Annotated in this window: 25 protein-coding genes; 19 read left to right on the top strand and 6 right to left on the bottom strand. The window is 72.6% G+C overall.

Features of this window, described 5'->3' with window-relative positions:
• The first annotated feature begins 77 nt into the window (after positions 1 to 77).
• The gene (locus OG990_RS24270) at positions 78 to 998 is read left to right on the top strand and encodes a lytic polysaccharide monooxygenase (protein ID WP_406077281.1); all 921 of its coding nucleotides are present in this window, start codon (positions 78 to 80) and stop codon (positions 996 to 998) included.
• A 24-nt stretch (positions 999 to 1,022) separates the two neighbouring features.
• Here OG990_RS24270 and mgrA read toward each other — a convergent pair whose 3' ends face one another.
• Complete coding sequence (gene mgrA, locus OG990_RS24265) at positions 1,023 to 2,018, bottom strand: L-glyceraldehyde 3-phosphate reductase (RefSeq protein ID WP_406077280.1); 996 nt, start codon at positions 2,016 to 2,018, stop codon at positions 1,023 to 1,025.
• A gap of 69 nt (positions 2,019 to 2,087) precedes the next feature.
• On the opposite strand from mgrA, the gene OG990_RS24260 reads away from it, so the two are divergent.
• The 8 genes from OG990_RS24260 to OG990_RS24225 all read left to right on the top strand — a co-directional run bounded on the left by OG990_RS24260 (position 2,088) and on the right by OG990_RS24225 (position 10,647).
• Positions 2,088 to 3,068, top strand: coding sequence for an aldo/keto reductase (locus OG990_RS24260; RefSeq protein ID WP_406077279.1), 981 nt, complete (start codon positions 2,088 to 2,090; stop codon positions 3,066 to 3,068).
• Positions 3,065 to 3,571 (top strand): hemerythrin domain-containing protein, encoded by a 507-nt coding sequence (locus OG990_RS24255; RefSeq protein ID WP_355606653.1) that lies wholly within the window; start codon positions 3,065 to 3,067, stop codon positions 3,569 to 3,571. The genes OG990_RS24260 and OG990_RS24255 overlap by 4 nt, the downstream gene beginning before the upstream one ends.
• A 64-nt stretch (positions 3,572 to 3,635) precedes the next feature.
• The gene (locus OG990_RS24250; RefSeq protein WP_406077278.1) at positions 3,636 to 4,880 is read left to right on the top strand and encodes a sensor histidine kinase; all 1,245 of its coding nucleotides are present in this window, start codon (positions 3,636 to 3,638) and stop codon (positions 4,878 to 4,880) included.
• Positions 4,877 to 5,527 (top strand): response regulator transcription factor, encoded by a 651-nt coding sequence (locus tag OG990_RS24245; protein ID WP_386984932.1) that lies wholly within the window; start codon positions 4,877 to 4,879, stop codon positions 5,525 to 5,527. Before OG990_RS24250 ends, OG990_RS24245 begins: the two co-directional genes overlap by 4 nt.
• 76 nt (positions 5,528 to 5,603) lie before the next feature.
• On the top strand, positions 5,604 to 6,680 hold the full coding sequence (locus OG990_RS24240; protein ID WP_386984930.1) for a hypothetical protein: 1,077 nt from the start codon (positions 5,604 to 5,606) through the stop codon (positions 6,678 to 6,680).
• 58 nt (positions 6,681 to 6,738) lie between these two features.
• Positions 6,739 to 8,199 (top strand): magnesium chelatase, encoded by a 1,461-nt coding sequence (locus tag OG990_RS24235; protein WP_406077277.1) that lies wholly within the window; start codon positions 6,739 to 6,741, stop codon positions 8,197 to 8,199.
• A 2-nt stretch (positions 8,200 to 8,201) separates the two neighbouring features.
• On the top strand, positions 8,202 to 10,154 hold the full coding sequence (locus OG990_RS24230; protein WP_406077276.1) for a vWA domain-containing protein: 1,953 nt from the start codon (positions 8,202 to 8,204) through the stop codon (positions 10,152 to 10,154).
• 28 nt (positions 10,155 to 10,182) lie between these two features.
• On the top strand, positions 10,183 to 10,647 hold the full coding sequence (locus tag OG990_RS24225; RefSeq protein WP_328423836.1) for a hypothetical protein: 465 nt from the start codon (positions 10,183 to 10,185) through the stop codon (positions 10,645 to 10,647).
• A 143-nt stretch (positions 10,648 to 10,790) separates the two neighbouring features.
• Here OG990_RS24225 and OG990_RS24220 read toward each other — a convergent pair whose 3' ends face one another.
• On the bottom strand, positions 10,791 to 11,798 hold the full coding sequence (locus OG990_RS24220; RefSeq protein WP_406077275.1) for a GlxA family transcriptional regulator: 1,008 nt from the start codon (positions 11,796 to 11,798) through the stop codon (positions 10,791 to 10,793).
• Position 11,799: 1 nt separating this feature from the next.
• On the opposite strand from OG990_RS24220, the gene OG990_RS24215 reads away from it, so the two are divergent.
• The gene (locus OG990_RS24215) at positions 11,800 to 13,155 is read left to right on the top strand and encodes an MFS transporter (RefSeq protein WP_406081860.1); all 1,356 of its coding nucleotides are present in this window, start codon (positions 11,800 to 11,802) and stop codon (positions 13,153 to 13,155) included.
• A 10-nt stretch (positions 13,156 to 13,165) separates the two neighbouring features.
• On the opposite strand, the gene OG990_RS24210 is transcribed toward OG990_RS24215, so the two are convergent.
• From OG990_RS24210 to OG990_RS24200, 3 genes are all read right to left on the bottom strand, one after another.
• Entirely contained in the window at positions 13,166 to 13,879 is a 714-nt protein-coding gene (locus tag OG990_RS24210; protein ID WP_406077274.1) for an RICIN domain-containing protein, read from the bottom strand.
• 73 nt (positions 13,880 to 13,952) lie between these two features.
• Entirely contained in the window at positions 13,953 to 14,237 is a 285-nt protein-coding gene (locus OG990_RS24205; RefSeq protein ID WP_406077273.1) for a DUF427 domain-containing protein, read from the bottom strand.
• Between the two features lie 54 nt (positions 14,238 to 14,291).
• Positions 14,292 to 14,762 carry an aminoacyl-tRNA deacylase gene (locus OG990_RS24200; protein ID WP_406077272.1) on the bottom strand — a complete coding sequence of 157 codons (471 nt, stop codon included), beginning with the start codon at positions 14,760 to 14,762 and terminating at the stop codon, positions 14,292 to 14,294.
• Between the two features lie 93 nt (positions 14,763 to 14,855).
• Here OG990_RS24200 and OG990_RS24195 point away from each other — a divergent pair, with 93 nt between their 5' ends.
• The 5 genes from OG990_RS24195 (at position 14,856) to OG990_RS24175 (ending at position 19,458) form a co-directional block, all read left to right on the top strand.
• Entirely contained in the window at positions 14,856 to 16,253 is a 1,398-nt protein-coding gene (locus OG990_RS24195) for an FAD-binding oxidoreductase (RefSeq protein ID WP_328423848.1), read from the top strand.
• Complete coding sequence (locus OG990_RS24190) at positions 16,250 to 17,593, top strand: class I SAM-dependent methyltransferase (RefSeq protein ID WP_406077271.1); 1,344 nt, start codon at positions 16,250 to 16,252, stop codon at positions 17,591 to 17,593. The genes OG990_RS24195 and OG990_RS24190 overlap by 4 nt, the downstream gene beginning before the upstream one ends.
• 91 nt (positions 17,594 to 17,684) lie before the next feature.
• On the top strand, positions 17,685 to 18,242 hold the full coding sequence (locus tag OG990_RS24185; RefSeq protein WP_355606691.1) for a helix-turn-helix domain-containing protein: 558 nt from the start codon (positions 17,685 to 17,687) through the stop codon (positions 18,240 to 18,242).
• A complete protein-coding gene (locus OG990_RS24180; RefSeq protein ID WP_406077270.1) occupies positions 18,235 to 19,113 on the top strand; it encodes an SRPBCC family protein in 879 nt (292 codons plus the stop codon). The genes OG990_RS24185 and OG990_RS24180 overlap by 8 nt, the downstream gene beginning before the upstream one ends.
• 111 nt (positions 19,114 to 19,224) lie before the next feature.
• A complete protein-coding gene (locus OG990_RS24175; RefSeq protein ID WP_355606696.1) occupies positions 19,225 to 19,458 on the top strand; it encodes a zinc-ribbon domain-containing protein in 234 nt (77 codons plus the stop codon).
• 236 nt (positions 19,459 to 19,694) lie between these two features.
• Here OG990_RS24175 and OG990_RS24170 read toward each other — a convergent pair whose 3' ends face one another.
• Positions 19,695 to 20,825: a hypothetical protein gene (locus OG990_RS24170; protein ID WP_406077269.1), complete on the bottom strand. Its 1,131-nt coding sequence runs from the start codon at positions 20,823 to 20,825 to the stop codon at positions 19,695 to 19,697.
• Positions 20,826 to 21,347: 522 nt separating this feature from the next.
• Here OG990_RS24170 and OG990_RS24165 point away from each other — a divergent pair.
• The 4 genes from OG990_RS24165 (at position 21,348) to OG990_RS24150 (ending at position 26,654) form a co-directional block, all read left to right on the top strand.
• Positions 21,348 to 23,717 (top strand): putative bifunctional diguanylate cyclase/phosphodiesterase, encoded by a 2,370-nt coding sequence (locus tag OG990_RS24165; protein ID WP_406077268.1) that lies wholly within the window; start codon positions 21,348 to 21,350, stop codon positions 23,715 to 23,717.
• Positions 23,718 to 23,767: 50 nt separating this feature from the next.
• Positions 23,768 to 24,526: a MerR family transcriptional regulator gene (locus OG990_RS24160; protein ID WP_406077267.1), complete on the top strand. Its 759-nt coding sequence runs from the start codon at positions 23,768 to 23,770 to the stop codon at positions 24,524 to 24,526.
• A gap of 121 nt (positions 24,527 to 24,647) precedes the next feature.
• Positions 24,648 to 25,433, top strand: coding sequence for a hypothetical protein (locus tag OG990_RS24155; protein ID WP_406077266.1), 786 nt, complete (start codon positions 24,648 to 24,650; stop codon positions 25,431 to 25,433).
• 108 nt (positions 25,434 to 25,541) lie between these two features.
• Positions 25,542 to 26,654, top strand: a complete 1,113-nt coding sequence (locus OG990_RS24150) for an RNA-guided endonuclease InsQ/TnpB family protein (protein WP_406077265.1) — start codon at positions 25,542 to 25,544, stop codon at positions 26,652 to 26,654.
• Positions 26,655 to 26,809: the final 155 nt, after the last annotated feature.

Genomic DNA, 26,809 nt, shown 5'->3' with positions numbered 1-26,809 from the left:
GTCGCCGCGATTCCCGGCCACCCCGACATCGAACCTTTGCCGCCCCGCGTCCGTACCACTGCGCGGGAGGTCAAGCCATGACCGTGCGTCGAGTGCTCGCCGCCGTGCTGGTCGCTGCGGCGACCGTGCCGGTCAGCGCCGCGCCGGCCGGGGCGCACGGAGCGCCGACCGACCCGATCAGCCGCGCGGCGGCCTGCGGACCCGAGGGCCGGCTCGCGGCCACCAGCGCCTGCCGGGCGGCCGTCGAGGCGGGTGCGGCGGTCCGCGAGTGGGACAACGTCCGGGTGGCCGCGATCAACGGCCGGGACCGGGAGCGGATCCCGGACGGGGAGCTGTGCAGCGGCGGGCTCTCCGCGTACCGGGGGCTGGACCTGCCCCGGACCGACTGGCCGGCCACCGAGCTGACCGCCGGTGCCCGGTTCACCTTCCGGTACCGGACCACCATCGAGCACCGGGGCACGTTCCGGCTCTACGTCACCCGGCCCGACTACAACCCCCGGGCACCACTGACCTGGGCGGATCTGGAAGCCCGCCCGTTTCTGACGCTGACCGACCCGCCGGTGCGGGGCGGGGCGTACCAGCTGCCGGGCCGGCTACCGGCGGGTCGCGACGGCCGGCACCTGATCTACACGATCTGGCAGAACTCCAACACCCCGGACACCTACTACTCCTGCTCCGACGTGGTGTTCCGCTCGGCGCGCGCCGGCACGGCGACGGGCACGCCCAAGCCGGCCGCCGCGACGAAGAGCACACCGCGTACCGCCGCGAGCCGGCCGGCCGCCACCGACCCGGCGGTGGTGGCGGCGGCCGATCCGGGCGTGCCCGTGGCGTCGGTGACCGACCTCGGCGCCCGGTGGCCGGTGCTGGCCGGCGCCGCCATCGTGCTGGTCCTGGCGCTGCTGATCGGCGCGAGCCGGCGGCGGCGGAGCGGCGGCCCGCCGGTCGGCCGGCCGTGCGAGGTGCGCAACCACCGGGCCGGGCGGCGCCGGATCTGGTGACCCGGCCCGCCGGCCCGGCGGCGCTCAGCCCAGGTGCCGGTCGATCTCAGCCAGCTCCTCGGCGGTGAAGTCGAGGTTGTCCAGCGCGGCGATGTTCGTCTCCAACTGCTCGACGCTGCTCGCCCCGATGATCAGGCTGGTCATCCGCGGGTCGCGCAGCGCCCAGGCCAGCGCGAACTGGGCCAGCGACTGGCCACGGCCCTCGGCGACCGCGCCGAGCCCTCGGATGGTGGTCATCTTCTCCTCGCTGAGGTCGCTCTCGTTGAGGAAGACGCTGGTGCGCACCCGCGAGTCGGCGGGGATGCCGCCCAGGTAGCGGTCGGTCAGCAGGCCCTGGGCCAGCGGGCTGTACGCGATGCAGCCGGCGCCGACCTCCTCCAGCGTGTCGAGCAGACCGTCGGCCTCGGTCCACCGGTTGAGCATCGAGTACGACGGCTGGTTGATCAGCAGCGGCGTGCCCAGCTCGCGCAGGATCGCGGCGGCGCGAGCGGTCTGCTCGGAGTTGTAGTTCGAGATGCCCACGTACTGCGCCTTGCCGGAGCGGACGATGGCGTCCAGCGCGCCCATCGTCTCCTCCAGCGGGGTGTCCGGGTCGAACCGGTGCGAGTAGAAGATGTCGACGTAGTCCAGCCCCATCCGCCTCAGCGACTGGTCCAGGGAGGAGATCAGGTTCTTGCGCGAGCCCCACTCGCCGTACGGGCCGGGCCACATGAGGTAGCCGGCCTTGCTGGAGATGACCAGCTCGTCCCGGTACGGCCTCAGGTCGGTGGCGAGCATCCGGCCGAAGTTCTCCTCCGCCGCGCCGGGCGGCGGGCCGTAGTTGTTGGCCAGGTCGAAGTGGGTGACACCCAGGTCGAAGGCGCGCCGGACGATGTCGCGCTGCCGTTCGAACGGGCGGTCCGGGCCGAAGTTGTGCCACAGGCCGAGGGAGACGGCGGGCAGCCGCAGGCCACTGCGTCCGCTGCGCCGGTAGGTCATGGTGTCGTAGCGGTCGTCCGCGGCGAGGTAAGTCACGATCAATGAGCCTAGCCCTGGCAGGTTGCGCGGGATCAGGCGTGTGAACCAGGACATCGGGGTAGCTTCGACGCCATGCGTTTCATCGCGCTCGACACTCCCAAACCGCTGTCCAAGATCGGGCTGGGCACCTGGCAGTTCGGCTCCCGCGAGTGGGGCTACGGCCCGGCCTTCGAAGCGCAGGCGACGCAGATCGTCCGGCGGGCCGTCGAGTTGGGCGTGACCGTCTTCGACAGCGCGGAGATCTACGGCTTCGGGCGCAGCGAGCGGATTCTCGGCGCGGCGCTCGGCGATGACCGGCCCAAGGTGGTGGTCGCCACCAAGATCTTCCCGGTGCTGCCGGTGGCTGCCGTCGTACAGCAGCGGGCCGTCGCCTCGGCGGCCCGGCTCGGCGTCACCGCCCTCGACCTCTACCAGGTGCACCAGCCGCACCCGCTGGTCGCCGACCACAGCACCATGCGCGGGATGCGGGCGTTGCAGGACGTCGGGCTGGTCAACGAGGTCGGCGTGAGCAACTACGGGTTGCGCCGCTGGCAGGTCGCCGAGGCGGCGCTCGGCCGGCGGGTGCTCAGCAACCAGGTCCGCTACAGCATGCTGGACCGGGCGCCCGAGCAGGACCTGCTGCCGTACGCGCGGCAGGCCGGCCGGGTCGTCATCGCGTACAGCCCGCTGGCCCAGGGCTTCCTCTCCGGCCGGTACGACGCGAAGAATCCGCCGAGCGGCGCGGTCCGGCGGGCCAACCCGTACTTCCTGCCGGAAAACCTGGAGCGGGGCGCCACCCTGATCGACACGCTGCGCCAGGTCGCCGACGCGCACGACGCCACCCCGAGCCAGATCGCGCTGGCCTACCTGCTGCGCCACCCGAACGTGCTGGCCATCCCCGGCGCGTCCGGCGTGGAGCAGATGGAACGCAACGCGGCCGCCGCCGACATCGATCTCGCCGATGACGAGTACGCCGCGCTGGCCGAGGCCGCCAAACGGTTCCGCCCGGTCACCGGCCTCGCCGCGATGCCTCAAATGCTGCGCGCCCGGTTCGCCAACCCGACGGAGAAGTGAGCACAGTGGACGACATCACCGCACTGATCCTGGACGACCACGCCGCCTTCCGGCGCGGCTTCGCCCGCTTGGACGACGCCCGCGACGAGCAGGAGTTGCTGGCCATCTGGGATGCCCTCGCCCTGCACCTGGACATCCACGCCGAGGCGGAGGAGGCGATCCTCTACCCGCACCTGGTCAAGCACGGCGACGATGGCGAGGACGAGACCGCCGACGCGATCGGCGACCACAACAAGATCCGGGACGCCATCGCCGAGTCCAAGCTGCACCCGGTCGGCTCGGAACGCTGGTGGGCGGCCGTGGGCACGGCCCGCCGGGAGAACAGCGAGCACCTGGCCGAGGAGGAGGACGAGGCGCTGCCCGACTTCCGCCGGCACGCCGGCACCGAGCTGCGTGCCGAGCTGGGCCAGCGGTGGCTGACCTTCTACGGCGAGCACAAGAACGGGCGCAACCTGCCGTTCCGCGACAAGGACCCGCAGTCGTACGTGGCCGACCACCGCTGAGCGCGGCTCGATCTCCCCGGCACGGGGGAGTCGCAAAGGGCGGCCACGGCAGCAGAATGACGGGGTGACCCCCCGAGCGATGCTGGCCCCGCTGGTCGCCGGCAGCACCTGGCGGCGTGGCGTGTTCCTGCTGCTGGGCGGGGTGTTGGCGCTCCCGTACGGGCTGCTCGCGGTGACCTTCGCGCAGTTGCTCGCCGGCTCGGAGGTCCCCCGCCCGCTGGTGTTCGCCCTGCTGGTGATCGCGGTGGTGATCGCCGTGGTGCCGCTGCTGCTGGATGGCAGCCGGGCACTGGAGGTCGCGGCCGTGCGGGCGCTGCTGGGCGTCGACCTGCCCGACCCCGTGCCGGGGCACCGCGGCGACCGGGATACCCGGCTGCGCAGCGCGCTCTGGATTGGCACCCACCTCACCATCGGCGCTGCGGTGATGGTCGCGTTGATCACCGCCGTGCCGATGGCGTTGGCCTTCATCGCCCAGCAGTTCGGCATCGGCGCCGAGCTGATGAGCCGGGAACGGTTCGGGCCGCTGGACGGGCGGGACACCGGCTGGCTGACGCTGACCGGAGTGGCCGTGCTGGTCGGCCTCGGCTACGCCGTCGCCGGGCTCGGCGCGCTCGCCGGGTCGATGGCGCCGGTGCTGCTCGGCCCGGCCCCGGCGGAGCGGATCGCCGCCCTGGAAGCGCAGGCCACCCGGCTTGCCGAGCGCAACCGGTTGGCCCGGGAGCTGCACGACTCGGTCGGCCACGCGTTGACCGTGGCCACCCTTCAGGCCGGGGCTGCCCGCGAGATGCTGGACACCGACCCGGAGTTCGTCCGGCGGGCGCTGAGCGCCATCGAGGACGCCGGGCGTACCGCGATGGACGAACTTGACCACGTGCTCGGGCTGCTCCGGGAGACCGGGGGCGACCGGCCCTCGGTGGCGCCGCAGCGTACCCTCGCCGACCTGGAGCGGCTGTTCACCGACGCCCGCGCGACCGGGCTGGCGGTGCACGCGCAGCGCAGCGGCGACCCGGCGCGGGTGCCCGCGGTGGTCTCCCGGGAGGGCTACCGGATCGTCCAGGAAGGGCTGACGAACGCCGCCCGATACGGGCAGGGGCCGGTGACGCTGCGGCTGAACCTGCACCCGGACGCGCTGGACCTGGAGCTGGTGAACGCGGTGGGTCGGCCCGATCGCGCCGACCCGGGCCGCGGCGGCCGGGGCCTGGACGGCATGCGCGAGCGGGTGCTGCTGCTCGGCGGCCAGCTCACGGTGGGGCCGGACGGCGACCGGTGGCGGATCCAGGCCCGCCTTCCGTACGAGGGGACGCGATGACCACCGGGGTGCTGATCGTCGACGACGACGAGCTGATCCGCATCGGGTTGCGGGCCATCATCGATGCCCAGCCCGACCTGCGGGTGCTCGCCGAAGCCGCGGACGGCGCCGAGGTGCCGCCGCTGGTCGCCCGGCACCGGCCGGCCGTGGTGCTGATGGATGTGCGGATGCCCGGCATCGACGGGATCCAGGCCACCCGGCACCTGTTGGCCACCTCCGCCGACCCGCCCCGGGTGCTGGTGGTCACCACCTTCGCCAATGACGAGTACGTCTACGAGGCGTTGCGCGCCGGAGCGGCCGGCTTCCTGCTCAAACGGGCCCGGCCGGCCGAGGTGGTGGAGGCCGTCCGGGTGGTCGCGGCGGGCGAGTCGCTGCTCTTCCCGGCTGCGATCCGTCGACTGGTCGGGGCGTACGGGCCGGCCGGGGGCGACCGGCTGGTTGCCGCCCGGCTCACCGAGCGGGAGGCCGAGGTGCTGCGGCTGATGACCAGCGGCCGGTCCAACCCGGAGATCGCCGCGCACCTGGTGGTCGGGGTGGAGACGGTCAAGACGCACGTCGGCAACGTGCTGGCCAAACTGGGCGTACGCGACCGCACCCAGGCGGTGATCGCCGCCTACGAGTCGGGCTTCGTCACCCCGTCCGGTTGACGCGTCCCTCCTGAGGGGGATTGGGTTCACCGCCGCCCGGGAGGGTTCCGGCCGGCCGCCGGTCGACGCTGGGAGCATGACGACGATCACTGCTTCCAGACCCCGTTCCGACTCCCGCTGGCCGGACCGGCTGGCCCCGCTGGCCGCCGGTTGGCTCGGCCTGTGGGGCGTCCTCGCCTTGCTCGGCACGATCACCGGCGCCGGCTACCCGTTCGGCGCGAACGACCCGCACGGCGGCGACGCCAACCTGCTTCGCCTGGTGCCGGTGGAGTTGGCCACCCCGCTCTTCGCCGGCCTGCTGCTGACCACCGCGGTGGCGGCGCTGGCCATGAGTCGTCCGGCGGTCCGCCCGTCCGGCCCGCTGCGGGTGCTGCTGGCCGGCTACGGCTGGACGGTGGCGTTCGTGCTCGCCGTGGTCGTCCCGGACGCCCGGGTGCTGGTCATCCTCGGCTATCTGCCGATGCTGATCGTCGGGGCGCCGTTCGGCTGGCCGCCGGTCGACTATGCCGAGATCTTCACCTGGGCGCTGTTCGCCCGGTTCGCCGCGCTCGTCGGCGGTCTGCTGCTGGCCGGGGCGGTGCTCGCCTGGCAGCGCCGCACCGCCGGAGCCTGCGTCGGCTGCGGCCGCGGCGACACCGGCCGGGGCTGGACCACCCCGGCCGCCGCCGCGCGCTGGGGTCGGTGGGCCGCCGGCATCGCCGCGGCCATCCCGCTGGCGTACGCGCTGACCCGGTTCGCCTGGGCGGCCGGCATCCCGCTGGGCATCTCCCGGGAGTTCCTGACCGAGATGCGCGAGACCGGGCTGGTGTGGGCCGGGTTCGGGCTGGGCGCGTTCGCCACCGTCGGCGCGATCCTCACCCTCGGGCTGGTGCAGCGCTGGGGCGAGCGGTTCCCGCGCTGGATGCTCGGACTGGCCGGCCGCCGGGTGCCGGTGAAGCTGGCCGTGGTGCCGGCCACCCTGGTCGCCGTCGCGGTGACCGCGGCCACCCTGGGACTGCTGAGCAACCCGGAGTTCTGGCAGCTCACCCACGGGTTCAGCCTGGCTGGGGCGCCGATGCTGCTCTGGCCGTTCTGGGGGCTGGCGCTCGGCGCGGCCACCTACGCGTACCACCTGCGCCGCCGCGGTGCCTGCCGGCGCTGCGACCGGAGCTGAAGGTGGGAGTGGGGGTGCCCCCCCGATGCACGGGGCACCCCCGCGAGTGTGAGCTAGCGTGGGTCGGGTGACTGCGCCCTCCCCGGTAATTCCGGTTCCACCGGCCGACCTGCCCGGCACGCTCGGCGCGCTACGGGCGGCCGGTCACCAGTACCGCACCGTCAAGCAGGAACTCCGCGACAACCTCCTCGCCCGGATGCGCAACGGCGAGACCCGCTTTCCCGGCATCGTCGGCTACGACGACAGCGTGCTGCCCGAGGTCGAGCGGGCGCTGCTCGCCGGGCACGACATGGTGCTGCTCGGCGAGCGCGGCCAGGGCAAGACCCGCCTGATCCGCGCTCTCGGCGGGCTGCTCGACGAGTGGACGCCGGTCATCCCCGGCTCGGTGCTCAACGAGCACCCGATGCACCCGCTCACCCCGGCCTCCCGCGCCCAGGTCGCCGAGGCCGGCGACGACCAGCCGGTCGCCTGGCTGCACCGCTCGATGCGCTACGGCGAGAAGTTGGCCACCCCGGACACCAGCGTCGGCGACCTGATCGGTGACGTCGACCCGATCCGGATCGCCCAGGGGCGCACCCTCGGCGACCCGGAGACCATTCACTTCGGGCTGGTGCCCCGCACCAACCGGGGCATCTTCGCCGTCAACGAGCTGCCCGACCTGGCCGAGCGGATCCAGGTGGCGCTGCTCAACGTGCTGGAGGAGCGGGACATCCAGGTCCGCGGCTACCAGCTACGGCTGCCGCTGGACCTGCTCCTGGTGGCCAGCGCCAACCCGGAGGACTACACCAACCGGGGTCGGATCATCACCCCGCTCAAGGACCGGTTCGGCGCGGAGATCCGTACCCACTACCCGCTCGAGCTGGAGCTGGAGCTGGACCTGATCCGGCAGGAGGCCGACCTGGTCGCCGAGGTGCCGGAGCACGTGCTGGAGGTCCTGGCCCGGTTCGCCCGCGCGGTGCGCGAGTCGCCGTCGGTGGACCCGCGCTCCGGTGTCTCCGCCCGGTTCGCCATCGCCGCCGCCGAGACGGTCGCCGGTGCCGCGCTGCGCCGTGCCGGCCTGCTCGCCGCCGGTGGCACCCCGGGGGGACGGCCGGAGTCCGCCGTGGCCCGGGTCGGCGACGCGGTGTCGGTGACCAGCACGTTGCGCGGCAAGGTGGAGTTCGAGAGCGGCGAGGAGGGTCGGGAGATCGAGATCCTCGCCCACCTGCTGCGGACCGCGACCGCCGAGACGTTCCGGGCACACCTGGCCGGGCTGGACCTGTCCGGCTTCACCGGGCTGGTCGAGGACGGCGCGGCGATCGAGACCGGCGAGCTGGTCGGTGCCGCCGAGCTGCTGCGCCAGGTGGGCACCGTGCCCGGGCTGGCCAAGGTGCTGGACCGGCTGGGCCTGGGCGACGCTCCCACCCCCGAGGAGGCCGCCGCCGGCGTCGAGTTCGTGCTGGAAGGGCTGCACCTGACCCGCCGGCTCGGCAAGGACGTGACCGACTCCGGTCGCACCGTCTACGGCGGCCGGGGCTGACCGTGGCCGGCAACCGGTTCCGGTACGGGCAGTGGCGCGGCGGGCCCGACCCGCTCGCGCCCCCGTACGACGTGCAAGAGGCGGTGGACGCGGTCGGCGCCGAGGTGCTGGCCGGCGGCAGCCTGCGCGAGGCGCTGCGCGACCTGCTGCGCCGTGGCCCGCAGGGGCGTGGCGGGCTGGACGACCTGGCCGCCCGAGCCCGGCGGCTGCGCCGGGAGGCGCTGCGGCGGGGCGATCTGGACGGCGCGGTGACCCGGGCACAGGCACTCCTCGACCAGGCCCTCGCCGCCGAGCGGGACGAGCTGCGGGGGCGCGACGACGACGCGGCGCGGTTCGCCGAGTCCGTGCTGGACAACCTGCCCCGCTCCACGGCGCGTGCCGTGGAGGAGCTGGCCGGTTACCAGTGGGCCAGCGAGGACGCCCGCCGGTCGTACCAGCAGATCCTCGACCAGCTCCGCGACGACGTGCTCGGCCAGCGTTTCGCCGGGCTGCGGGACGCGGTGCGCGCGTCCGCCGACCCGGCCACCCAGCAGCGGCTCGCCGAGATGATGCGGGACCTGAACGACCTGCTGGCCCGGCACGGCCGCGCGGAGGACACCACCGACGCGTTCGCCGAGTTCATGCGCCGGCACGGCGACTTCTTCCCGGAACGGCCGGAGACCGTCGACGAGCTGATCGACGTGCTGGCCCGCCGTTCGGCGGCCGGCGAGCGGCTGATGAACTCGCTCTCCGATCGGCAGCGCGCCGAGCTGTCCGGGCTGATGCAGCAGTCGCTCGGCGACCGGCTGGCCGGGGAGTTGTCCGCGCTGGACGCGAACCTGCGGGCGCTGCGGCCGGATCTGCGGTGGGGGCGCGGCGAGCGGGTCCGGGGCGAGCAGCCGCTGGGCTACGCCGACGCGGCCGGCGCGTTGAGTGAGATCGGCGAGCTGGACGACCTGCTGGACCAGCTCGACCAGGAACACCCCGGGGCCACCCTCGACGACGTGGACGTCGACGCCGTGGCCCGGACGCTGGGCCGGGACGCCGCCGACGAGGTCCGCCGGCTGCGCGAGTTGGAGCGGGAGCTACGCCGGCAGGGCTGGGTGAGCCGCGACGCGGGCGGGCTCACGCTCAGCCCGAAGGCGCTGCGCCGACTCGGCGGGACCGCGCTGCGACGGGTCTTCTCCGAGCTGACCGCCGGGCCACGCGGCCAGCACGACCTGCGTTCGGCGGGCGCCGCCGGCGAGGTCAGCGGTGCGTCCCGACCCTGGCAGTACGGGGACGAGCAGCCGTTGGACGTGGTTCGCACGCTGACCCGGGCGGTCAGCCGGGGCGGGCCGAGTGTGCCGGTGCAGCTCGCGGTGGACGACTTCGAGGTGGTGGAGACCGAGAAGCGGGCCTCCGCGGCGGTGGTGCTCTGCGTCGACCTCTCGTACTCGATGATCTCCCAGGGTCGTTGGGGGCCGATGAAACAGACGGCGCTGGCGCTGGCGCACCTGATGGAGACCCGGTTCCCGCAGGACGCTCTGCAGATCGTGGGTTTCGGCCGGGAGGCGATGACGCTCAGCCAGCAGGAGTTGGCCGCCGTGGAGCCGGACGGGGAACAGGGCACGAACCTCCAGCACGCGCTGCGGCTGGCCGGCCGGCACCTGCGGCGGCACCCCGACGCCGAGCCGGTGGTGCTGGTGGTCACCGACGGGGAGCCGACCGCCCACCTGGACCCGGACGACGGGGAGGCGCTGTTCCACTGGCCGCCGCTGCCGGAGACGATCGAGGCGACCGTCCGAGAGGTGGACCGGCTCAGCCGCTACGGCGCCACGCTCAACCTGTTCATGCTCGGCGACGATCCCGGTCTGCGCCGGTTCGTCGACGCGGTGGCCCGGCGCAGCCGCGGTCGGGTGTTCACCCCGGACACCGACGATCTGGGCGAATACGTGGTGAGCGACTACCTCCGCTCCCGCCAATCCCGCCGCTAACCCCCGCGGGGCGCGGTTGACTGGGGGTGTGGAGAGCGGGGGGCTGCGGCGGGCGTATGACGCGGTGTTCGCGGAGATCGACGCGGCGGGGTTCGGTCCGCCGCCGGAGGGTCAGCTCAGCGCCGAGCAGATCGTCGCGCACCTGGTCGCCAACGACGAGCTGATGATCCAGGCCACCGAGGCGTTGCTGGCCGGTTCGACGTTCGCCTACTACGACCTGGATGACATGCACCGCCCGCAGCTCGACGCGCTGGTCGCCGAGCATGGTGGCCTGCGCGGCCTGACCGCGCTGCTGCACGGCACCAGCGACCGGCTGTGCGCGCTGGTGGACCGACTGGGCCTGGCGGCGGAGACGTCGGTCGAGACCCACCTGCGCGAGGGCTTCGACCTGATCGTCGAGGAGCCGCTGCCCTGGTCCCGCACCCTCGACCTGCACACCCGGGTCCATCTCCCCAAACACCAGGCCCAGCTCCACATGCTGCGCAGCCCTTGAGACGTGTCGTGCCTGCGCAGCCGTTCGGGCGTGGCGTGGGTTGGGCAACCCGGTCTGCTGAGCGTGGTACCTGTGAGTCATCAAAATGCTCACAGGTATCAGGCTTGTCGCAGTGACGGGCTCGGCCCGCCGCGCGGGGCGGATCAGGTGTCGATCAACTCCGGGCGTGGGTGGAACGTGCGGCGGTAGGTGGAGGGGGCTACGCCGACGCGCTGATGTAGTCGCTGGCGCAGGGCGGCGGTGGTGCCGAAGCCACAGTGGTGGGCGATCTGGTCGACGGTGAGGTCGGTGGTCTCCAGCAGCAGCCGGGCGTGGTCGGTGCGCTGTTGGAGCAGCCACTGTGCCGGGCTCAGCCCGGTCTCCGAGCGGAAGCGCCGGGTGAAGGTGCGCACGCTCATCCGGGCCTGCTCGGCCAGGTCGCGCAGCGCGATCGACTCGTGCAGCCGCTGCCGGGCCCACTCCCGCGCGCCGGCGGTGCTGGTGTCGGTGGCCTTCGGCACCGGCTGCTCGATGTACTGCGCCTGGCCGCCGTCCCGCCAGGGCGGCATCACACAGCGGCGGGCCGCCCGGTTGGCCACCTCGCTGCCGTGGTCGAGGCGGATGACGTGCAGGCAGAGGTCGATGCCGGCGGCCACTCCGGCCGAGGTGAGCACCCGGTCGTCGCCGATGAAGAGCACGCCCGGGTCGAGGTCGACCCGGGCGTGCAGCCGGCGGAACCGCTCCGCGTACGCCCAGTGGGTGGTGGCTCGACGCCCGTCGAGCAGCCCGGCGGCGGCCAGCACGAACGCCCCGGTGCAGATCGACATCACCCGGGCACCCCGTCGGTACGCCGACCGCAGCGCCTCGGCCACCTCCGGTTCGAGGGTCCCCAAGGTCAACGCGCTGCCGCCGTGGATGCCCGGGACGATCACCGTGTCGGCGGTGTCGAGCAGTTCCAGCCCGTGGTCCGGGAGCACCTGGAAGCCGGCGGTGCTGCGGACCGCCCCGCCATCCGGCGTGCAGATCCGCACGTCGTAGAAGGGCGTCTCGTCGGCGCTCCGGGCGGTGCTGAAGACCTGGGACGGGGTGCCGAGGTCGAGGCCGACCACCTGGTCCAGGGCGAGTACGGCGATCCGGTGCGGGCGCGCGGTCATGGCCCGATTATTGCGCATGATGGCTTTCCGGCCACTCGTCGCTGCCGGAGGCGCCGCCCAGACTGGTCGCGTGTCCAAGAACCGCCGCCTGCATCCCGCCTGGCTGGTCGCCGCCGTCGCCTTCGTGGCGCTGGTCGGCGCGGCCGGGTTCCGCGCCACCCCCTCGGTGCTGCTGCACCCCCTGCATGAGGAGTTCGGCTGGCCACTGGCCACCATCTCCGCGGCCGTCTCGGTCAACCTGCTGCTCTACGGGCTCACCGCGCCGTTCGCCGCCGCGCTGATGGACCGGTTCGGCATCCGCCGGGTGGTCTCGGTGGCGTTGCTGCTGGTCGCCGCCGGCAGTGGGCTGACGGTCTTCATGACCGCCAGCTGGCAGCTGCTGCTCTGCTGGGGCGTACTGGTCGGGCTGGGCACCGGCTCGATGGCGCTGGCCTTCGTGGCCACCGTCACCGGGCGTTGGTTCGTCCGCCGGCGGGGCCTGGTCACCGGGGTGCTGACCGCCGGCGGGGCGGCCGGGCAACTGGTCTTCCTGCCGCTGATCGCGGTGCTGGTGCGCGACCACGGCTGGCGCACGGCGGCGCTCGTCGTGGCCGGAGCCGCGCTGGCGGTCGTACCCCTGGTGGTGTGGCTGCTGCGCGAGCACCCGGCGGATCTCGACCGGCCCGCCTACGGCGCGACAGAGGTCGTCGCGGCGCCACCGGCGACCGGCGGTGCGGCGAGCCGGGCGCTGGGTGCGCTGGCTGCCGCGGCCCGGACCCGACCGTTCTGGCTGCTGGCCGGGGGTTTCGCGATTTGCGGCGCGACCACCAACGGCCTCGTCGGTACGCACTTCGTGCCGGCCGCGCATGACCACGGCATGACCGAGACCACCGCCGCCGGGCTGCTCGCCCTGGTCGGGCTCTTCGACATCGTCGGCACGATCGCCTCCGGTTGGCTGACCGACCGGGTGGACAGCCGCCTGCTGCTCGGCGCCTACTACGCACTGCGCGGGGCGTCCCTGCTGGTGCTGCCGAGCCTGTTCGCCGGCACCGCCAAGCCGAGCATGCTGGTGTTCATCATCTTCTACGGCCTGGACTGGGTGGCCACCGTGCCGCCCACCGTGGCGCTGTGCCGGGAGTACTTCGGCAGCGCCGGTGCTGTGGTGTTCGGCTGGGTGTTCGCCGCCCACCAGTTCGGCGCGGCGTTCGCGGCGACCGGCGCGGGGCTGGTCCGGGACCGGCTCGGCGACTACGCGATGGCCTGGTACGTGGCCGGCGCCCTGTCGATCGGCGCGGCCGGTCTGTCGCTGCTGCTGCGCAGGCGGCCGGGCCGGCCGGTGCCGGAGGCCGTGCTGGTCGCCGCCACCGCGCCCCGGGCGTGGAGCTTCCGGGGCTGAGGCCGGGCGGTCAGCCGAGGGTCCACTGCTGGGCGGGCCGACCGTCGCAGGACCGCTGCCGGACCTCGTCCCCGGCCTCGGCGCCGTCGTCGTCGGCCTGCCCGCACTTGCCGCTGTGCACCGCGACCAGCAGCACCGGGCCGGTGCCGGTGGCGGTCAGCCGCCACTGCTGGTTGACCTGGCCGTGGCAGGGGAACTGCTGCATCCGGGCGCCGTCGTCCGCACTGCCGCCCTCGACGTCGAGGCACTGCCCGTAGGCGGCGTTCGTCAGCGTCACCACGTCCGCGCCGGCCGGGTTGACCACCCACTGCTGCTCCGGGCCGCCCGTGCACGCGGCCAACTCGGCTTCGGCCTTCTCGCCGTCGCCGTCCAGCCCGAGGCAGAGCCCGGAGGCGGCCCGCAGCACCTTGGGGCCGGTGGCCGGGGCGGCCGGGGTGGTGGCCGCCGGGGTCGGTGACGGCTCGGCCGCAGCGGTCGGGCTCGGCTCGGCCGCCGGGGTCGTGGGCTCGGCCGCGCTGGTCGGGGCGCCGACCGTCGCCGGCACCACCGGCTCGTCGTCACCGTCGAACAGCCCGGTGGCGAAGACCACCCCCAGGAGTACGCCGACCAGCCCGACCGCCAGCGCCACCCGCAGCAGCGGGTCGCTCAGCAGGCCGGAACGGGGCGCCCGGCGACCGCCGTAGACGGTGCCGGCGGGGTCGGGGCGTTCCTCGGGCGCGGACATGCGAGCCATCCTCACCCACGGCGGCGGGCCGGGGCCAGTCGGACACCGGCGGCCGGCCGCCACGGCGGACGGGTCAGTCGACGACCCGGACGTCCTTCCAGAACGCCACCCGGTCGCGCACCATCTCGGCGTCGGGCTTCGGCTCCGGGTAGTACCAGACCGCGTCCTCGCTGGTGCTGCCCTCGTGCTCGAGGGTGTAGTAGGAGGCGGTGCCCTTCCACGGGCAGACGGTGTGCGTCGCGGACTCTTGGATCAGTTCGTCGCGCAGGGCGGAGCGGGGGAAGTAGTGGTTGCCCTCCACCAGCACGGTGTCGTCGCTCTCGGCGACGACCAGGTCGTTCCACATGGCTTTTGGCATGAGACCAACACTAGGCCGTGCTACCGACGATGACAGTGGTCGGTGCGGGGAGGCTCACCGGGTCGGCTGTGGGTCGGTGACATCGGCCACGGTGGCCGCGAGAGCGGCGATCGTGGCGTCGGCGTCGACCGCGATGGCGAGTCCGCGCTCGCCGGCGCCCAGGGTGATCTCCCGGCCGCGCAGCCGCTCGTCGGCGATCACCGGCCAGGGGGTGCTCGCGCCGAACGGGGTGATGGTGCCGCGCTCGTAGCCGGTGGCGGCGAGGGCGCCGGCCGCGTCCGGCATGGAGAGACGGTGCACCCCGAGCAGAGCGCGCAGCTTGGGCCAGGAGACGACCCGGTCGCCGGGGGTGAGCACGAACAGGTGGTCGTCCGCGCCGCGGCGGACCACGATCGTCTTGACCACGTCCGGGACGGCCACGCCCCGGGCGGCGGCGGCCTCCGCCAGGCTGGCGACCGGGCCGTGGCTGACCAGTCGGTAGGGCAGGCCGGCGGCGTCCAGGGCGGTGATCGCGGGCGACGGCATGCCCGCCACGGTAACCGCCCGGCCAGCCACTGGACGGGAAACGGCCGTCGTCGACATCCCACCGAATCCTGGGTACGGGCGTAAGGTGATCACATGCGCGCTGAGCGTGTGGATCCCTCGATTGACCATGATCAAGCGGTGGCCACGTTGCGGCGGTCGTACGCCGCGGTGCCCACTGGCGAGCCTGTCCGGCTTGCCAAACGGACCTCCAACCTGTTCCGTCCCCGGTCCGCTCCCCGAACTCCGGGGCTCGACGTGAGCGGCCTCGGCCGGGTGCTCTCGGTCGACCCGACCGGGCGTACCGCCGACGTGCAGGGCATGTGCACCTACGAGGACCTGGTCGACGCGACGCTGCCGCACGGGCTGATGCCGCTGGTGGTGCCGCAGCTGCGCACCATCACCCTGGGTGGGGCGGTGACCGGCCTCGGGATCGAGTCGACCTCCTTCCGCAACGGCCTGCCGCACGAGTCGGTACGAGAGCTGGATGTGCTCACCGGCTCGGGCGAGATCATCACGGCCCGGCCGGACGGCGAGCACGCCGACCTGTTCACCGCGTTCCCCAACTCGCTGGGCAGCCTCGGCTACGCCACCCGGCTGCGCATCGAGCTGCAGCCGGTCGGCCGGTACGTGGCGTTGCGCAACATCCGGTTCACCCAGTTGGAGGCGCTCACCGACGCGATCGCCGAGGTGACCGCGACCCGGTCCTGGGCCGGCGAGCCGGTCGACGCGATGGACGGGGTGATGTTCAGCCCCGGCGAGGCGTACCTGGTGCTGGCCACGTTCACCGACGCGGCCGAGCCGCCCAGCGACTACACCGGCCAGGGGATCTACTACCGGTCGCTGCGCCAGCGCACCCGCGACGTGCTCACCGCGTACGACTATCTCTGGCGCTGGGACACCGACTGGTTCTGGTGCTCGGCGGCTTTCGGCGCGCAGCACCCGGTGGTGCGCCGGCTCTGGCCGGCCCGCTACCGGCGCAGCGACGTGTATCACCGCCTCGTCCGGCTCGAGCATCGGCACCAGGTGGCGGCCCGGATCGACCGGCTGCGCGGCCAGCCGGCCCGGGAGCGGGTGGTGCAGGACGTGGAGGTTCCGCTCGAACGTACGGCTGACTTCCTGCGCTGGTTCGCCGGCGCGGTGGGGATGAATCCGGTGTGGCTCTGTCCGTTGCGCCTGCGCGAGCCGGAGGGTCCGGGCTCCGCGCGGTCCTGGCCGCTGTATCCACTCCGGCCGGGGCAGGACTACGTCAACATTGGGTTCTGGGGGAGCGTGCCGATCGCGCCGGGCGCCGCCGACGGCGACGTCAACCGCACGATCGAACGCAGGGTGTCGGAGTCGGGCGGGCACAAGTCGCTCTACTCCGACGCGTACTACGACCGGGACGCCTTCGATCGCCTCTACGGCGGCGAGACCTGGCGCGCGGTGAAGGACCGCTACGACCCGGACCACCGGCTGACGGGACTGTACGAAAAGGCGGTAGCACGAGCATGAGCCTGACCGACCGAGATCAGGGGGCGGCGAGCGTCCCCGCCACCCCGCCGGCGGGGGGCCGGCAAGCGGTTCCGACTGTGGCGGACGTGGTCCGTGCCGTCACCGCAGGGCCACTGCCGGTGCGGATCACCGGGTACGACGGCAGCGCCGTCGGCCCGGCCGACGCCGGGATCACCCTGGCGATCCGCTCCGAGCGGGGCCTGTCGTACCTGCTCACCGCCCCCGGCGACCTGGGCATGGCCCGGGCCTACGTCAGTGGCGACCTGGCGTTGCAGGGAGTGCACGAGGGCGACCCGTACGAGGCGCTGCGGGTGCTCAAGGATGAGCTGCGGCTGCGCCCACCGTCGTTGACGGAGGGGCTGGCGCTGGCCCGCAGGCTGGGCTGGGAGCGGCTGCTGCCGCCACCGGCCCCGCCGCAGGAGGCGCAGCCGCGCTGGAAGCGGGTGATGAACGGGCTGCGGCACTCGCGCGTCCGGGACAGCACCGCCATCTCGCACCACTACGACGTCTCCAATGCGTTCTACGAGAAGGTGCTCGGCCCGTCGATGACGTACACCTGCGCGGTGTACCGGTCCCCGGACGACTCCCTGGAGCAGGCCCAGGCGGCGAAGTACGACCTGGTCGCCGGCAAGCTGGCGCTCAAGCAGGGGATGCGGCTGCTCGATGTGGGCTGCGGCTGGGGTGGCATGGTCCGGCACGCCGCGCGCGAGTACGGCGTCAAGGCGCTCGGGGTGACCCTGTCGAAGGCGCAGGCCCAGTGGGCGCAGGCCGCGATCGAGCGGGAGGGGCTGACCGAGCTGGCCGAGGTGCGGCACCTGGACTACCGGGACGCGCCTGCGGAGCAGTTCGACGCCATCTCCTCGATCGGGCTGACCGAGCACATCGGGGTGCGCAACTACCCTGCCTACTTCGGGGCGCTGCGCGATCGGCTGCGGCAGGGCGGGCGGCTGCTCAACCACTGCATCACCCGGGCGGACAATCGGGCGCCGCACCGCTCCGGAGCGTTCATCGACCGGTACGTCTTCCCGGACGGTGAGCTGGCCGGGCCGGGTCGGCTGATCAGCGAGGTGCACGACGCCGGGCTGGAGGTGCACCACGAGGAGAACCTGCGCCAGCACTACGCGCTGACGCTGGCCGCCTGGTGTCGCAACCTGGTCGAGCACTGGGACTTCTGCGTGTCCGAGGTGGGCGCGGGCACCGCCCGGGTGTGGGGGCTGTACATGGCCGGGTCGCGGATGGCGTTCGAGCGCAACGGCATCCAGCTGCACCAGGTGCTGGCCACCCACAACGGCCCGGAGGGTCAGAGCAGCTACCCGCTGCGGCCCGACTGGCTGCCCTGACCGTCACCGCCTGAAGCCGCGCCGAAAAGTCGGCGCGGCTTTTGGCGAACCGATTGACAAACAAGTTTTGTACGTACAAACTGATTTTGCCATGAGAGACGTCCTGTACCTGGAGCAGATTGAGCAGGCCGAAGCCCTGCTCAAGCCGCAGCGCGTCGCGGTGCTGCGGCAACTGGCCGAGCCGCGCACCTGCACCGAGATCGCGGCCCGACTCGACCAGACGCCGCAGCGCGTCTACTACCACGTCAAGCAGCTCGTCGCGGCCGGCCTGGTCGACCTGGTCAACGAGCGCAAGGTTCGCGGCATCACCGAGGGCATCTACCAGGCCGCCGCCCGGTCCTACTGGCTCTCCCCCCGGCTGGTCGGCCGGATCGGGCTGCGCCGGGCCCGCGACGAGCTGAGCCTGGGCTACCTGCTCGACCTGATGGAGGAGGTCCAGGCCGACATCGCCGGCCTGGACCGGGCAGCGCCTGAGCTGCCCTCGATCGGGGTCTCCGGCGAGATCCGGGTGCCGGCCGAGCAGCGCCAGCAGTTCCTGCACGACCTGCAAACCGCACTTCAGGACTTGTTCACCCGCTACGGCGGCAGCGAAGGGGATGCCTTCAAGCTCGCCGTGGCCTGCTATCCGAAAGGGAACGACCATGAGTGAACCGATGAAGGTGCAGGCCCGCCTCTCCGCGCCCGTCGGGCGCGTCCGCCAGGCACTGACCGACCCGGCCGAGCTGCGACTCTGGCTGGCCGAGCACGTCGAGGTCGAGCTGCCCGAGCGGTACGAGTTCTGGGGCCGGTACACGCCCGAGGGCGACGCCCCGCACCAGCGACTGCTGCACGCCGACGACGACACGCTGCGCTTCAGCTGGCTGCTCGACGGCGTGGAGACCACGAGCGAGTTCCAGTTGACCGCCGAGAGCCCGGACAGCACCGTGCTGACGCTGACGCAGAGCCACTTCGACTTCGCCGAGGCGATGAGCGGCTCCAGCATCCGCGGCGTGCTGCAGACCTACTGGTCGCTGGCCATCGCCAACCTGGCCGCCCACCTGGAGGGTCGGTCGCTGCTGCCGCGGACCGACTTCACCTCCGCAGACCTGCGCGGTGAGCTGGTCATCGCCGCCCCCGCCGACAAGGTGTGGCAGTCGCTGACCGACTCCGAGCAGGCCAGCGCCTGGTTCGGCTACCCGATCGGCATCGAGCCCTGGGTCGGTGGCCGATACGCCATGGGCGGCTTCGACGCCGGCTACGCGGCCAAGGTCATCGATCTGGAGCCGGGGCGGAAGATGAGCGTCGACTGGGGGCCGACGGGCATCACGAGCTGGGAGTTGGCCGAGTCAGGTGGGCGGACCACGCTGACCTTCGTGCAGAGCGGCTTCGACGAGGGCAACCCCCCGTACGGGGCCTGGACCGGGTCGGTGTCCGGGTTGGCCGAGCTGCGACGCTTCCACGAGGTGCCGGCCTGGCAGCCGATCTGGCTCCCCGCCGAAATCCCCGGCCTGGAGCCCGAGCCGACCGGAGCGGCCAGCTGACGCCGCGACACCCCTGGCGAGCGCCGGCCCACCGCACCACGGGCCGGCGCTCGCCGCGTGTCCGGCGGCGGTGCTGGTGATTTATCGGGCTGGAGTGGGTACTGGCTGGCGATGTTCTTCATCTTTGGTCTGCGTACCAAGGTCGACCGTTCCGGGGTCGTGCAGCAGGTCTGTCGCCACTGCGGCAACCACGCCGCGCAGGTGATCACCCGCCGATCGACCAAGTTCACCCTCTTCTTCGTCCCCCTCATCCCGGTGCGCACCCGGTACGCGCAGCAGTGCACGTTCTGCGGGGCGCAGTACGAGATCTCCAAGTCCGACGCCGAGCGTCTCCCGGTCGGCTGAGCCGCAGATGGCCCGCTTCCTCTGCTGGCTGATCCGCCGGCCGCCGCCGTCCTCCGGCCCTCCGGTGCACACCGCCCCGCGCGCGCCCTGCACCCCCGGCCGGCGGAAGCACCGCCGCACCCGCCGTCCCCTGGCCGGCACCAGGCTGCCCCGCTCGCCCTGGAACCGCTCCGCCGGCCGCTGACCACATCCCTCGCATACCCACCTCCGCCGCCCACCTGGCGCAGGCACACCGGTCAGGTGTCAGCCATCGGTGCCAGGGCGAACAAGGGCGGCACCGGATCGGCCGCCTGGATCGCGGCAACGACCTGTGTCAGTTGCTGGTAGTCGCCGCCGGCCGTCCTGATGAGGGTGGCCGCATCGGCGTGGTTGCCGAGGTAACACTCGGCGATGGCCCGCAGGAGAAACGCGACGCTGCACAGGTCCGGCGGGTCAACACCCGGCCGAATGTCGAGCAGCAGCGACCGCGCGTGCTCCGGCTGCTGGTTGAGCAGGTGAGCCAGGCTCATAGCGACCCGAGCGGACAACCTGTGCGGCTGCACGTGGAAGCCGATCTGGGCCAGTTCCGAGATCTCCAACACCTCTCGGTGTTCGACCGGCGATCTGGTCACCACTGCGGCGTGCAGGTACCACAACCCGAACTGGACGGTGAGCGCCTGCCCGATTGCGGCGGCGGCCATGGGATCGGTGCTGCCGGCGCGAGCCAGCGCCGCAAGGCGCTCGGCGTCGGCGATGAAGTCCGCCGCCGACTGCGCGTGCCCCGTGCTCCAGCGCCGTTCGAAGGCAGCGAGCGCGAGTCGCGGGTCGTTGCCGTCGCGAACCGGATCTCCGAGAAGATCGTCGTCAACGTCCCCTCGGGCAATCGCCCGCAACGTCCTGTACACCTCCTCCTGGTAGTAGCCCGCCCCTAGCGCGGCGCCGCTGGCCGTTGGCGCCAAGAGCCAGCGGAGCAGGTTGCGGCCGTCACTGTGGGGCGATATCCCGGGAATGAGATTGACCACCCCGAGCAGCACCGCAACAAGCGCTGCGCCGAGCAGCGCGACGCGGGTCAATGCCGTGCTCGTCAACGCCGTTGCGGCACCGAGCACCGCCGCAGTGCACAGGTTCGCCATCGGGCCACCGAGGTAGAACAGCACCATCCGCAGCGGCAACGCGGTCGCCGACGACGGCGGGCGGACCGCCACTTCGCTCCGCCACCCGGTGAAGGGTGCGATCCGGACCGCGATGACCGGCAGGCGCAGCAGCTTCGCCGCGACGAGGTGCCCGCACTCGTGCAGGACGACGTGCACCCACAACGACACGCAGGTGAGGCCAACGGCGGCGATCGCACCCGTCACGGACTCGGTGACGAACAGCGCGAACGCCACCGCCTCCAACACCAAGAGGATGGACGCGGCGACCAGCCGTCGGCGGGTGGTGGTGATCACCGGGAGATAGTACGGCCGGAACAAGTAAAGGCCCAGGCACATGCCGTACGCACGTCGCACACCGCGACGCCGATCCACGTTCGCGATGCCCGCCCGACTTCGCCATTATCTTTTCAGCCGCCGATAGGGCGGTCATTGACGCCGCTCGACCATGCCGATGATCTTGCGTGGCGGATTCCGCCGGCACACACACCGGTTATCGCCGCCCTGGCGGCACTCGGCCTGCCCCATTTATGGGGCAGCTCGACAGGAGCGCGTACCAGGGCAGAGGGTCCGGGCCCGCGACACCCTCACCGCGCTCCGGAACGAGATCAGCGCACGGCCGCTCCTGTGTGGCCGGACCAGCTCGATTTGCGCGGCCGTCCGGACCTTGGCGGGCACCCCGGGCGCTGGCTAGGCTTTCGGGGTTTGCCGTGGTCAGGTCCGCCGAGGGTGCACGCACGACGAAGAGCCGGAGCGACCGTGTCGCGACAGGACGTGAAGCAGGCTGCGGGGGAGTCCACCCCTGCCGAGCCGAACGACGTGCCGCCGACCCCCACCGACCCGACCCTGCTGACGCCGGTCCCACGGGTGCCGGCCGCCGGGCCGGCCGTTGCCGTCGCGCCGGCCCGGCCGGGACGCGCTGGGCTGACCGCTGTGGCTGCGGTGGTTCTCCTGGAGGCGTTCTGGCTGGTCGCCGCTCTGCCCGGCGCCGCGCTGGTCAGCGACCTGGGTGGGCTGCTGGTCGCCGGCTGGGCCACCGTCGCCTGCGCCCGGGTGGTCCGCCGTCATCCGGCCCCGCTGCGCCGGTTCTGGACGCTGCTGGCGGTCACCATGGCGCTCGCCGCATTCGGCCGGGCGATCTGGACGGTGCAGCGGCTCGGCGGCGGCGACCTGCCACACACCCCGCTGGTCTGGGCGGTCTTCACCGCCGGCATCCTCACCGGCACCGCCGCGCTGCTCTGCTCGCCCTCCGCGCCACGGACCGCCGTCGGGCGGGCCCGGAAGCTGCTGGACGGAGTGATCGTCGCGCTGGCCCTGGTGCCGATCGGCTGGGTGCTGGTGTTCCGGGGCGTCGCCGCCGCCGAGCTGGCCGATCCGGCGCGCACCCTCGGGCTGCTCTACCCGATGTTCGACCTGATGCAGCTCACGATCCTGGTCGCGGTCTCCGGCCCGGCCCGGCAGGTGTGGCGGCCGATGAGCGTGCTCGCGGCGAGCCTCACCATCCGGGTGGTCGCCGACGTCGTCTACGTCTCGCTGGTCGCGCGCGGCGACTACGCCGCCGGTCACCCGATCGACCTGTGCTGGCCGTTGAGCTACCTGCTGATCGGCCTGGCGACCCGGAACCCACCGCCGCTGGACTGCGACGGCACCGACGACACCGCCGAGTCACCTCCGCCGCCGTGGTGGCGGGTGGCGCTGCCGTACCTGCCGGTCGGAGGGGCCATCATCGCGGTGGTGCTGGCCCGCCGCCCAACCGGGCAGACCCCACAACTCGTCTTCGTGACCATGATGGTGCTGCTGGCCGCCCTCGCCCTGCGCCAGGGGCTGGCCGCCAACGAGAACCTGCGTCTGGTGGCCCGGCTGCGCCGGCTCGCGTACGGCGACCAGCTCACCGGGCTGCCCAACCGGCTGCTGTTCAACCGGAGGCTGCGCCTGGCCCTGCGTGACGGCCGGCCGGTGGCCGTACTGCTGCTCGACCTGGACGGGTTCAAGCAGGTCAACGACCGGTTCGGGCACGCCACCGGCGACACCCTGCTGACCGGGCTGGCGGCCCGGATGCGAGCCGTGGTGGATGGCGACGGCACCATCGCCCGGCTTGGCGGGGACGAGTTCGCGGTGCTGGTCGACGGCGACCGGCCCGTGCCCCCCGAGCGGCTGGCCCAACGGCTGCTGGATGCCCTGCAACCCTCCGACGGCGACGACGACGTCGGCGTGCACCCGTCGGCGAGCATCGGCATCGCCGAGTACGGCCCGCAGCACGCCTCCCACTCCGACCTCCTACGCGATGCCGATATCGCCATGTACGCGGCCAAGGCGGCCGGTAAGTCCGCCTACCGGACATGCACCCCGGCGCTGCGCGAGTCGGCCGTCTCCCGGGCCGAGCTGATCGCCGACCTGCGCCGGGCGGTCGACGAGGAGCAGCTGCACCTGGAGTTCCAGCCCATCGTCGACCTGGCCACCGGCGCGGTACGCAGCGCCGAGGCGCTGGTGCGGTGGCGGCACCCCCGGCTCGGGATGCTGCCGCCGGCCCGGTTCCTGCCGCTGGCCGAGGAGACCGGTCTGATCCTGCCGATCGACCGTTGGGTGATCCACGAGGCGTGCCGGGCCGCGGCGACCTGGCGGGACCGGGCGCCGGACGCGACCGTGGCGGTGAACATCGCCGCGGCGCATCTGCGCCGGCCGGACCTGATCGCCACGGTCACCGCGGCCACCGCCAGCGCGGGGCTGGCGCCGCGCGCGTTGACCCTGGAGCTGACCGAGTCGGCGCTGATCGAGGGGACCGACGCGGTGCTGGAGCGGCTGCGCCAGCTCCGGGAACTGGGCATCCAGATCGCCATCGACGACTTCGGCACCGGTTACTCCTCACTGAGCTATCTGCACCGCATCCCGGCCACCGAGCTGAAGATCGACCGCTCGTTCGTGGCCCGGTTGGGGGCGGACGACCGGGCGTACGCCACGGTGGAGATGGTCACGCGGCTGGCCGGCGCGTTCGACCTGGCGGTGGTGGCCGAGGGCGTGGAGACCGAGCGCCAGCACGAGGCGATCACCGCGATCGGCTGCCCGCGCGGCCAGGGCTATCTGTACGGGCGACCGGACGGCCCCGCCATGGTGGGTCAGAATCGGGCTTGACCCTCACGTAGCGGCAGGCGAGAGCCTGGTTTCCGGAAGGGAGGGGAACCATGGCGTACACGGTGGGCCAGGTGGCAAAGGTCGCCAGCGTGACGGTACGGACGCTGCATCACTACGACGAGATCGGGTTGCTCCCGCCGAGCGGACGGACCACGGCCGGCTACCGCCGCTACGACGACGCGGACCTGGAACGGTTGCAACTCGTCCTGTACTACCGGGAGCTGGGTTTCCCGCTTGAGGAGATCGCCGCGATCATCGACGACCCGGCGGCCGACCCGGCCGCGCACCTGCGTCGCCAGCACGACCTGCTGACGGTACGGATCAAGCGGTTGCAGGAGATGGTCACGGCGATCGAGTTCGCGATGGAGGCGAGCAAGTTGAACATCCAACTCACCCCGGAGGAGCGGTTCGAGGTCTTCGGCGACTTCAACCCGGAGGAGCACGAGGCCGAGGCGGAACAGCGCTGGGGCGACAGCGAGGCGTACCGGGAGTCGAACCGGCGGGCCTCCCGCTACAGCAAGGACGACTGGCTGCGGATCAAGGCGGAGAACGAGGACTGGGGTCGGCGGATCGTCGCGGCGCTGGCCTCGGGCGCGTCAGCGGACAGCCCGGAGGCGATGGAGTTGGCCGAGGAACACCGGCAGATCATCAGCCGCTGGTTCTACGAGTGCTCGTACGAGGTGCACACCGGACTGGCCGACATGTACCTGGCCGACGAGCGGTTCACCAGGCACTACGAGAACATCGCGCCGGGCCTGGCCGCGTACCTGAACGAGGCGATCCACGCCAACGCGATCAGCCGCGCCTGATCGGGCAGGGCGCAGACCCGGAACAGCGGCCGGTGCGGTCCGGCTACTCTGGCCGGACCGCACCGCGGTCAGCGTCGATCGGCCACCGGCCGGGGGGCGTGCCGCCCGGGGGGAGATGACCGTGAAGAAGCCGAAGCTGGTCGCCGCTGGCGCCATTCTCGCCGTGGCGGTAGCCGCCGGGGCGTGGGCCCTGGTCGCCACCGGCGACGAGCCGGACGCGGGCCGTCCGGCGGCCGACGCGTCACCCGCCCCGGCCGCGACCGATCCGGTCAGCGTGCTGGTCGCCGCCGCCGGGAAGGTCGACCAGCAGACGTACAAGCTGACTGTGAGCACCGGCGGGGCGTCGGGCGGGGACGGCACGGTGCTGCTGTGGGACCCGAAGGCGCGGCGTGGTCTGGAGACCACCTCGCTCAAGGTGCCCACCGGCGAGGTGAAGATCGAACGCCTGACCACCGGGCCGGACGTCTACGTGCGGGTCACCGCCCCGGACCGCCGGATCCCGGTCTGGGACGGCAGCACCTGGTGGCACGTCGGCGCGCCGGGCGCCCCGGCCGGCAAGCAGGGCCTGGACAACACCCGGCTGGCCGGCACGCTGACCGCGCCGGCGCAGGTCCGGCAGACCGGCGTCCGGGAGTACGCCGGCACCCTGGACCTGCGCGAGAGCGGCGAGGTGCTGGGCAGCGGAGTCGGAACCGTGCTCGGCGAGCGGGCCGGGGCGGTGCCGTTCACCGCCACCGTCGACGAGCAGGGGCGGCTGGTCCGCTACCGGATCGAGCTGGCCAGCGAGCAGTCGCAGACCGCGCAACTGGACCTGACGTACTCGGACTTCGGGCTGTCGGTCGCGGCCGACCCGCCGGCGGCCGACCTGGTCGGCGAGGACCCACCGGCGAACATCCCCGGCGCCTGACGCCCGGCTCATCGGTGTCGCGGCGTGGATACCCCTGCCTTCAGGGGGGAGGAAACGCAGCTCCCTATCAGGGATAGGCTTACATGAACTACCGGTAGGATGTGAGGTGTGGGTGAGGTGGTGAAGCGGGCGTACAAGTACCGCTTCTATCCGACCCCGCAGCAGGCTGAGCAGTTGAACCGCACCTTCGGGTGCGTGCGCAAGGTCTACAACCTTGCCTTGGATGCGCGCACTCGCGCGTGGGCGGTGCACGGGCAGCGCAGCACCTATGTGCAGTCGTCGGCGTGGCTGACCGAGTGGAAGCGCACCGAGGATCTGACGTTTCTCAATGAGGTCAGTTCCGTGCCGTTGCAGCAGGCGCTGCGGCACCTGCAAGCCGGGTTCGCCGCGTTCTGGGACAAGCGGTCGCGTTACCCGCGTTTCAAGTCCAAGCGCAAGTCTCGGGCGTCGGCGGAGTACACCCGCTCGGCATTCCGCTGGCGCGACGGACAGCTCACCCTCGCCAAGATGGACGCGCCGCTGACCATCGTGTGGTCCCGGGCCCTGCCCGACGGCGCCGAGCCGTCCACGGTCACAGTGTCCCGCGACCCGGCCGGTCGGTGGTTCGTGTCCCTGCTGGTCGAGGATCCCACCGTGACGCCGCTCCCGCCGGTCGACACGGCGGTAGGGGTGGACGCGGGCATCACCAGTCTGCTCACCCTGTCCACCGGGGAAAAAATCACCAACCCGCGTCATGAGCGCGTTGACCGGCGCAAACTGGCCAAGGCGCAACGCAGCATGGCACGCAAGGCCAAGGACTCCGCCAACCGGGCCAAAGCCCGCGTGGCGGTGGCTCGGATTCATGCCCGCATCGGCGACCGGCGGCGGGACCACCTGCACAAGCTGTCGACTCGACTCGTCCGTGAGAACCAAACGGTCGTGATCGAAGATCTCAGTGTGCGCACCATGCTGCGCAACCACAGTCTGGCCCGCGCCATTTCCGATGCGGCGTGGACACACCTGCGCAGCATGGTCGAGTACAAGGCCGCCTGGTACGGGCGGACCGTGATCGCCGTCGACCGCTGGCATCCGAGCACGAAGACCTGTTCGGCGTGCGGTCGGATCAACACGGCCATGGCTCTCGGCGTTCGCTCCTGGACGCGCCCCGGCTGTGATGCCGTGCACGACCGGGACGTCAACGCCGCCCGCAACATCCTCGCCGCCGGGCTGGCGGAGAGGTGAAACGCCTGTGGAGGGACGGTAAGACCAGACCCGCGCAAGCGGCGAAGGCGCGGCCCGGTGAAACAGGAACCCTCTCGGGTGACCGAGGGAATCCCCGCCCTTCAGGGCGGTGGAGGATGTCAACGGGACTGGCGTCACCCGTCCGGGCGGCCGTG

This window comes from Micromonospora sp. NBC_00858, from assembly GCF_045207365.1.
Lineage (GTDB): Bacteria > Actinomycetota > Actinomycetes > Mycobacteriales > Micromonosporaceae > Micromonospora.
The sequence above is the reverse complement of the archived record's forward strand: the minus strand, read 5'-3'. Positions and strand labels throughout refer to the sequence as shown.

Coding starts and splice junctions, on each gene's coding strand:
- OG990_RS24200 (WP_406077272.1), bottom strand. CDS start 14,762: ATGCCGTCGCCCGCGATCACCGCCCTGGACGCCGCCGGCCTGCCCTAC.
- OG990_RS24240 (WP_386984930.1), top strand. CDS start 5,604: ATGACGACGATCACTGCTTCCAGACCCCGTTCCGACTCCCGCTGGCCG.
- OG990_RS24245 (WP_386984932.1), top strand. CDS start 4,877: ATGACCACCGGGGTGCTGATCGTCGACGACGACGAGCTGATCCGCATC.
- OG990_RS24260 (WP_406077279.1), top strand. CDS start 2,088: ATGCGTTTCATCGCGCTCGACACTCCCAAACCGCTGTCCAAGATCGGG.
- OG990_RS24190 (WP_406077271.1), top strand. CDS start 16,250: ATGAGCCTGACCGACCGAGATCAGGGGGCGGCGAGCGTCCCCGCCACC.
- OG990_RS24205 (WP_406077273.1), bottom strand. CDS start 14,237: ATGCCAAAAGCCATGTGGAACGACCTGGTCGTCGCCGAGAGCGACGAC.
- OG990_RS24185 (WP_355606691.1), top strand. CDS start 17,685: ATGAGAGACGTCCTGTACCTGGAGCAGATTGAGCAGGCCGAAGCCCTG.
- OG990_RS24215 (WP_406081860.1), top strand. CDS start 11,800: ATGGCTTTCCGGCCACTCGTCGCTGCCGGAGGCGCCGCCCAGACTGGT.
- OG990_RS24160 (WP_406077267.1), top strand. CDS start 23,768: ATGGCGTACACGGTGGGCCAGGTGGCAAAGGTCGCCAGCGTGACGGTA.
- OG990_RS24220 (WP_406077275.1), bottom strand. CDS start 11,798: ATGCGCAATAATCGGGCCATGACCGCGCGCCCGCACCGGATCGCCGTA.
- OG990_RS24175 (WP_355606696.1), top strand. CDS start 19,225: ATGTTCTTCATCTTTGGTCTGCGTACCAAGGTCGACCGTTCCGGGGTC.
- OG990_RS24210 (WP_406077274.1), bottom strand. CDS start 13,879: ATGTCCGCGCCCGAGGAACGCCCCGACCCCGCCGGCACCGTCTACGGC.
- OG990_RS24195 (WP_328423848.1), top strand. CDS start 14,856: ATGCGCGCTGAGCGTGTGGATCCCTCGATTGACCATGATCAAGCGGTG.
- OG990_RS24270 (WP_406077281.1), top strand. CDS start 78: ATGACCGTGCGTCGAGTGCTCGCCGCCGTGCTGGTCGCTGCGGCGACC.
- OG990_RS24180 (WP_406077270.1), top strand. CDS start 18,235: ATGAGTGAACCGATGAAGGTGCAGGCCCGCCTCTCCGCGCCCGTCGGG.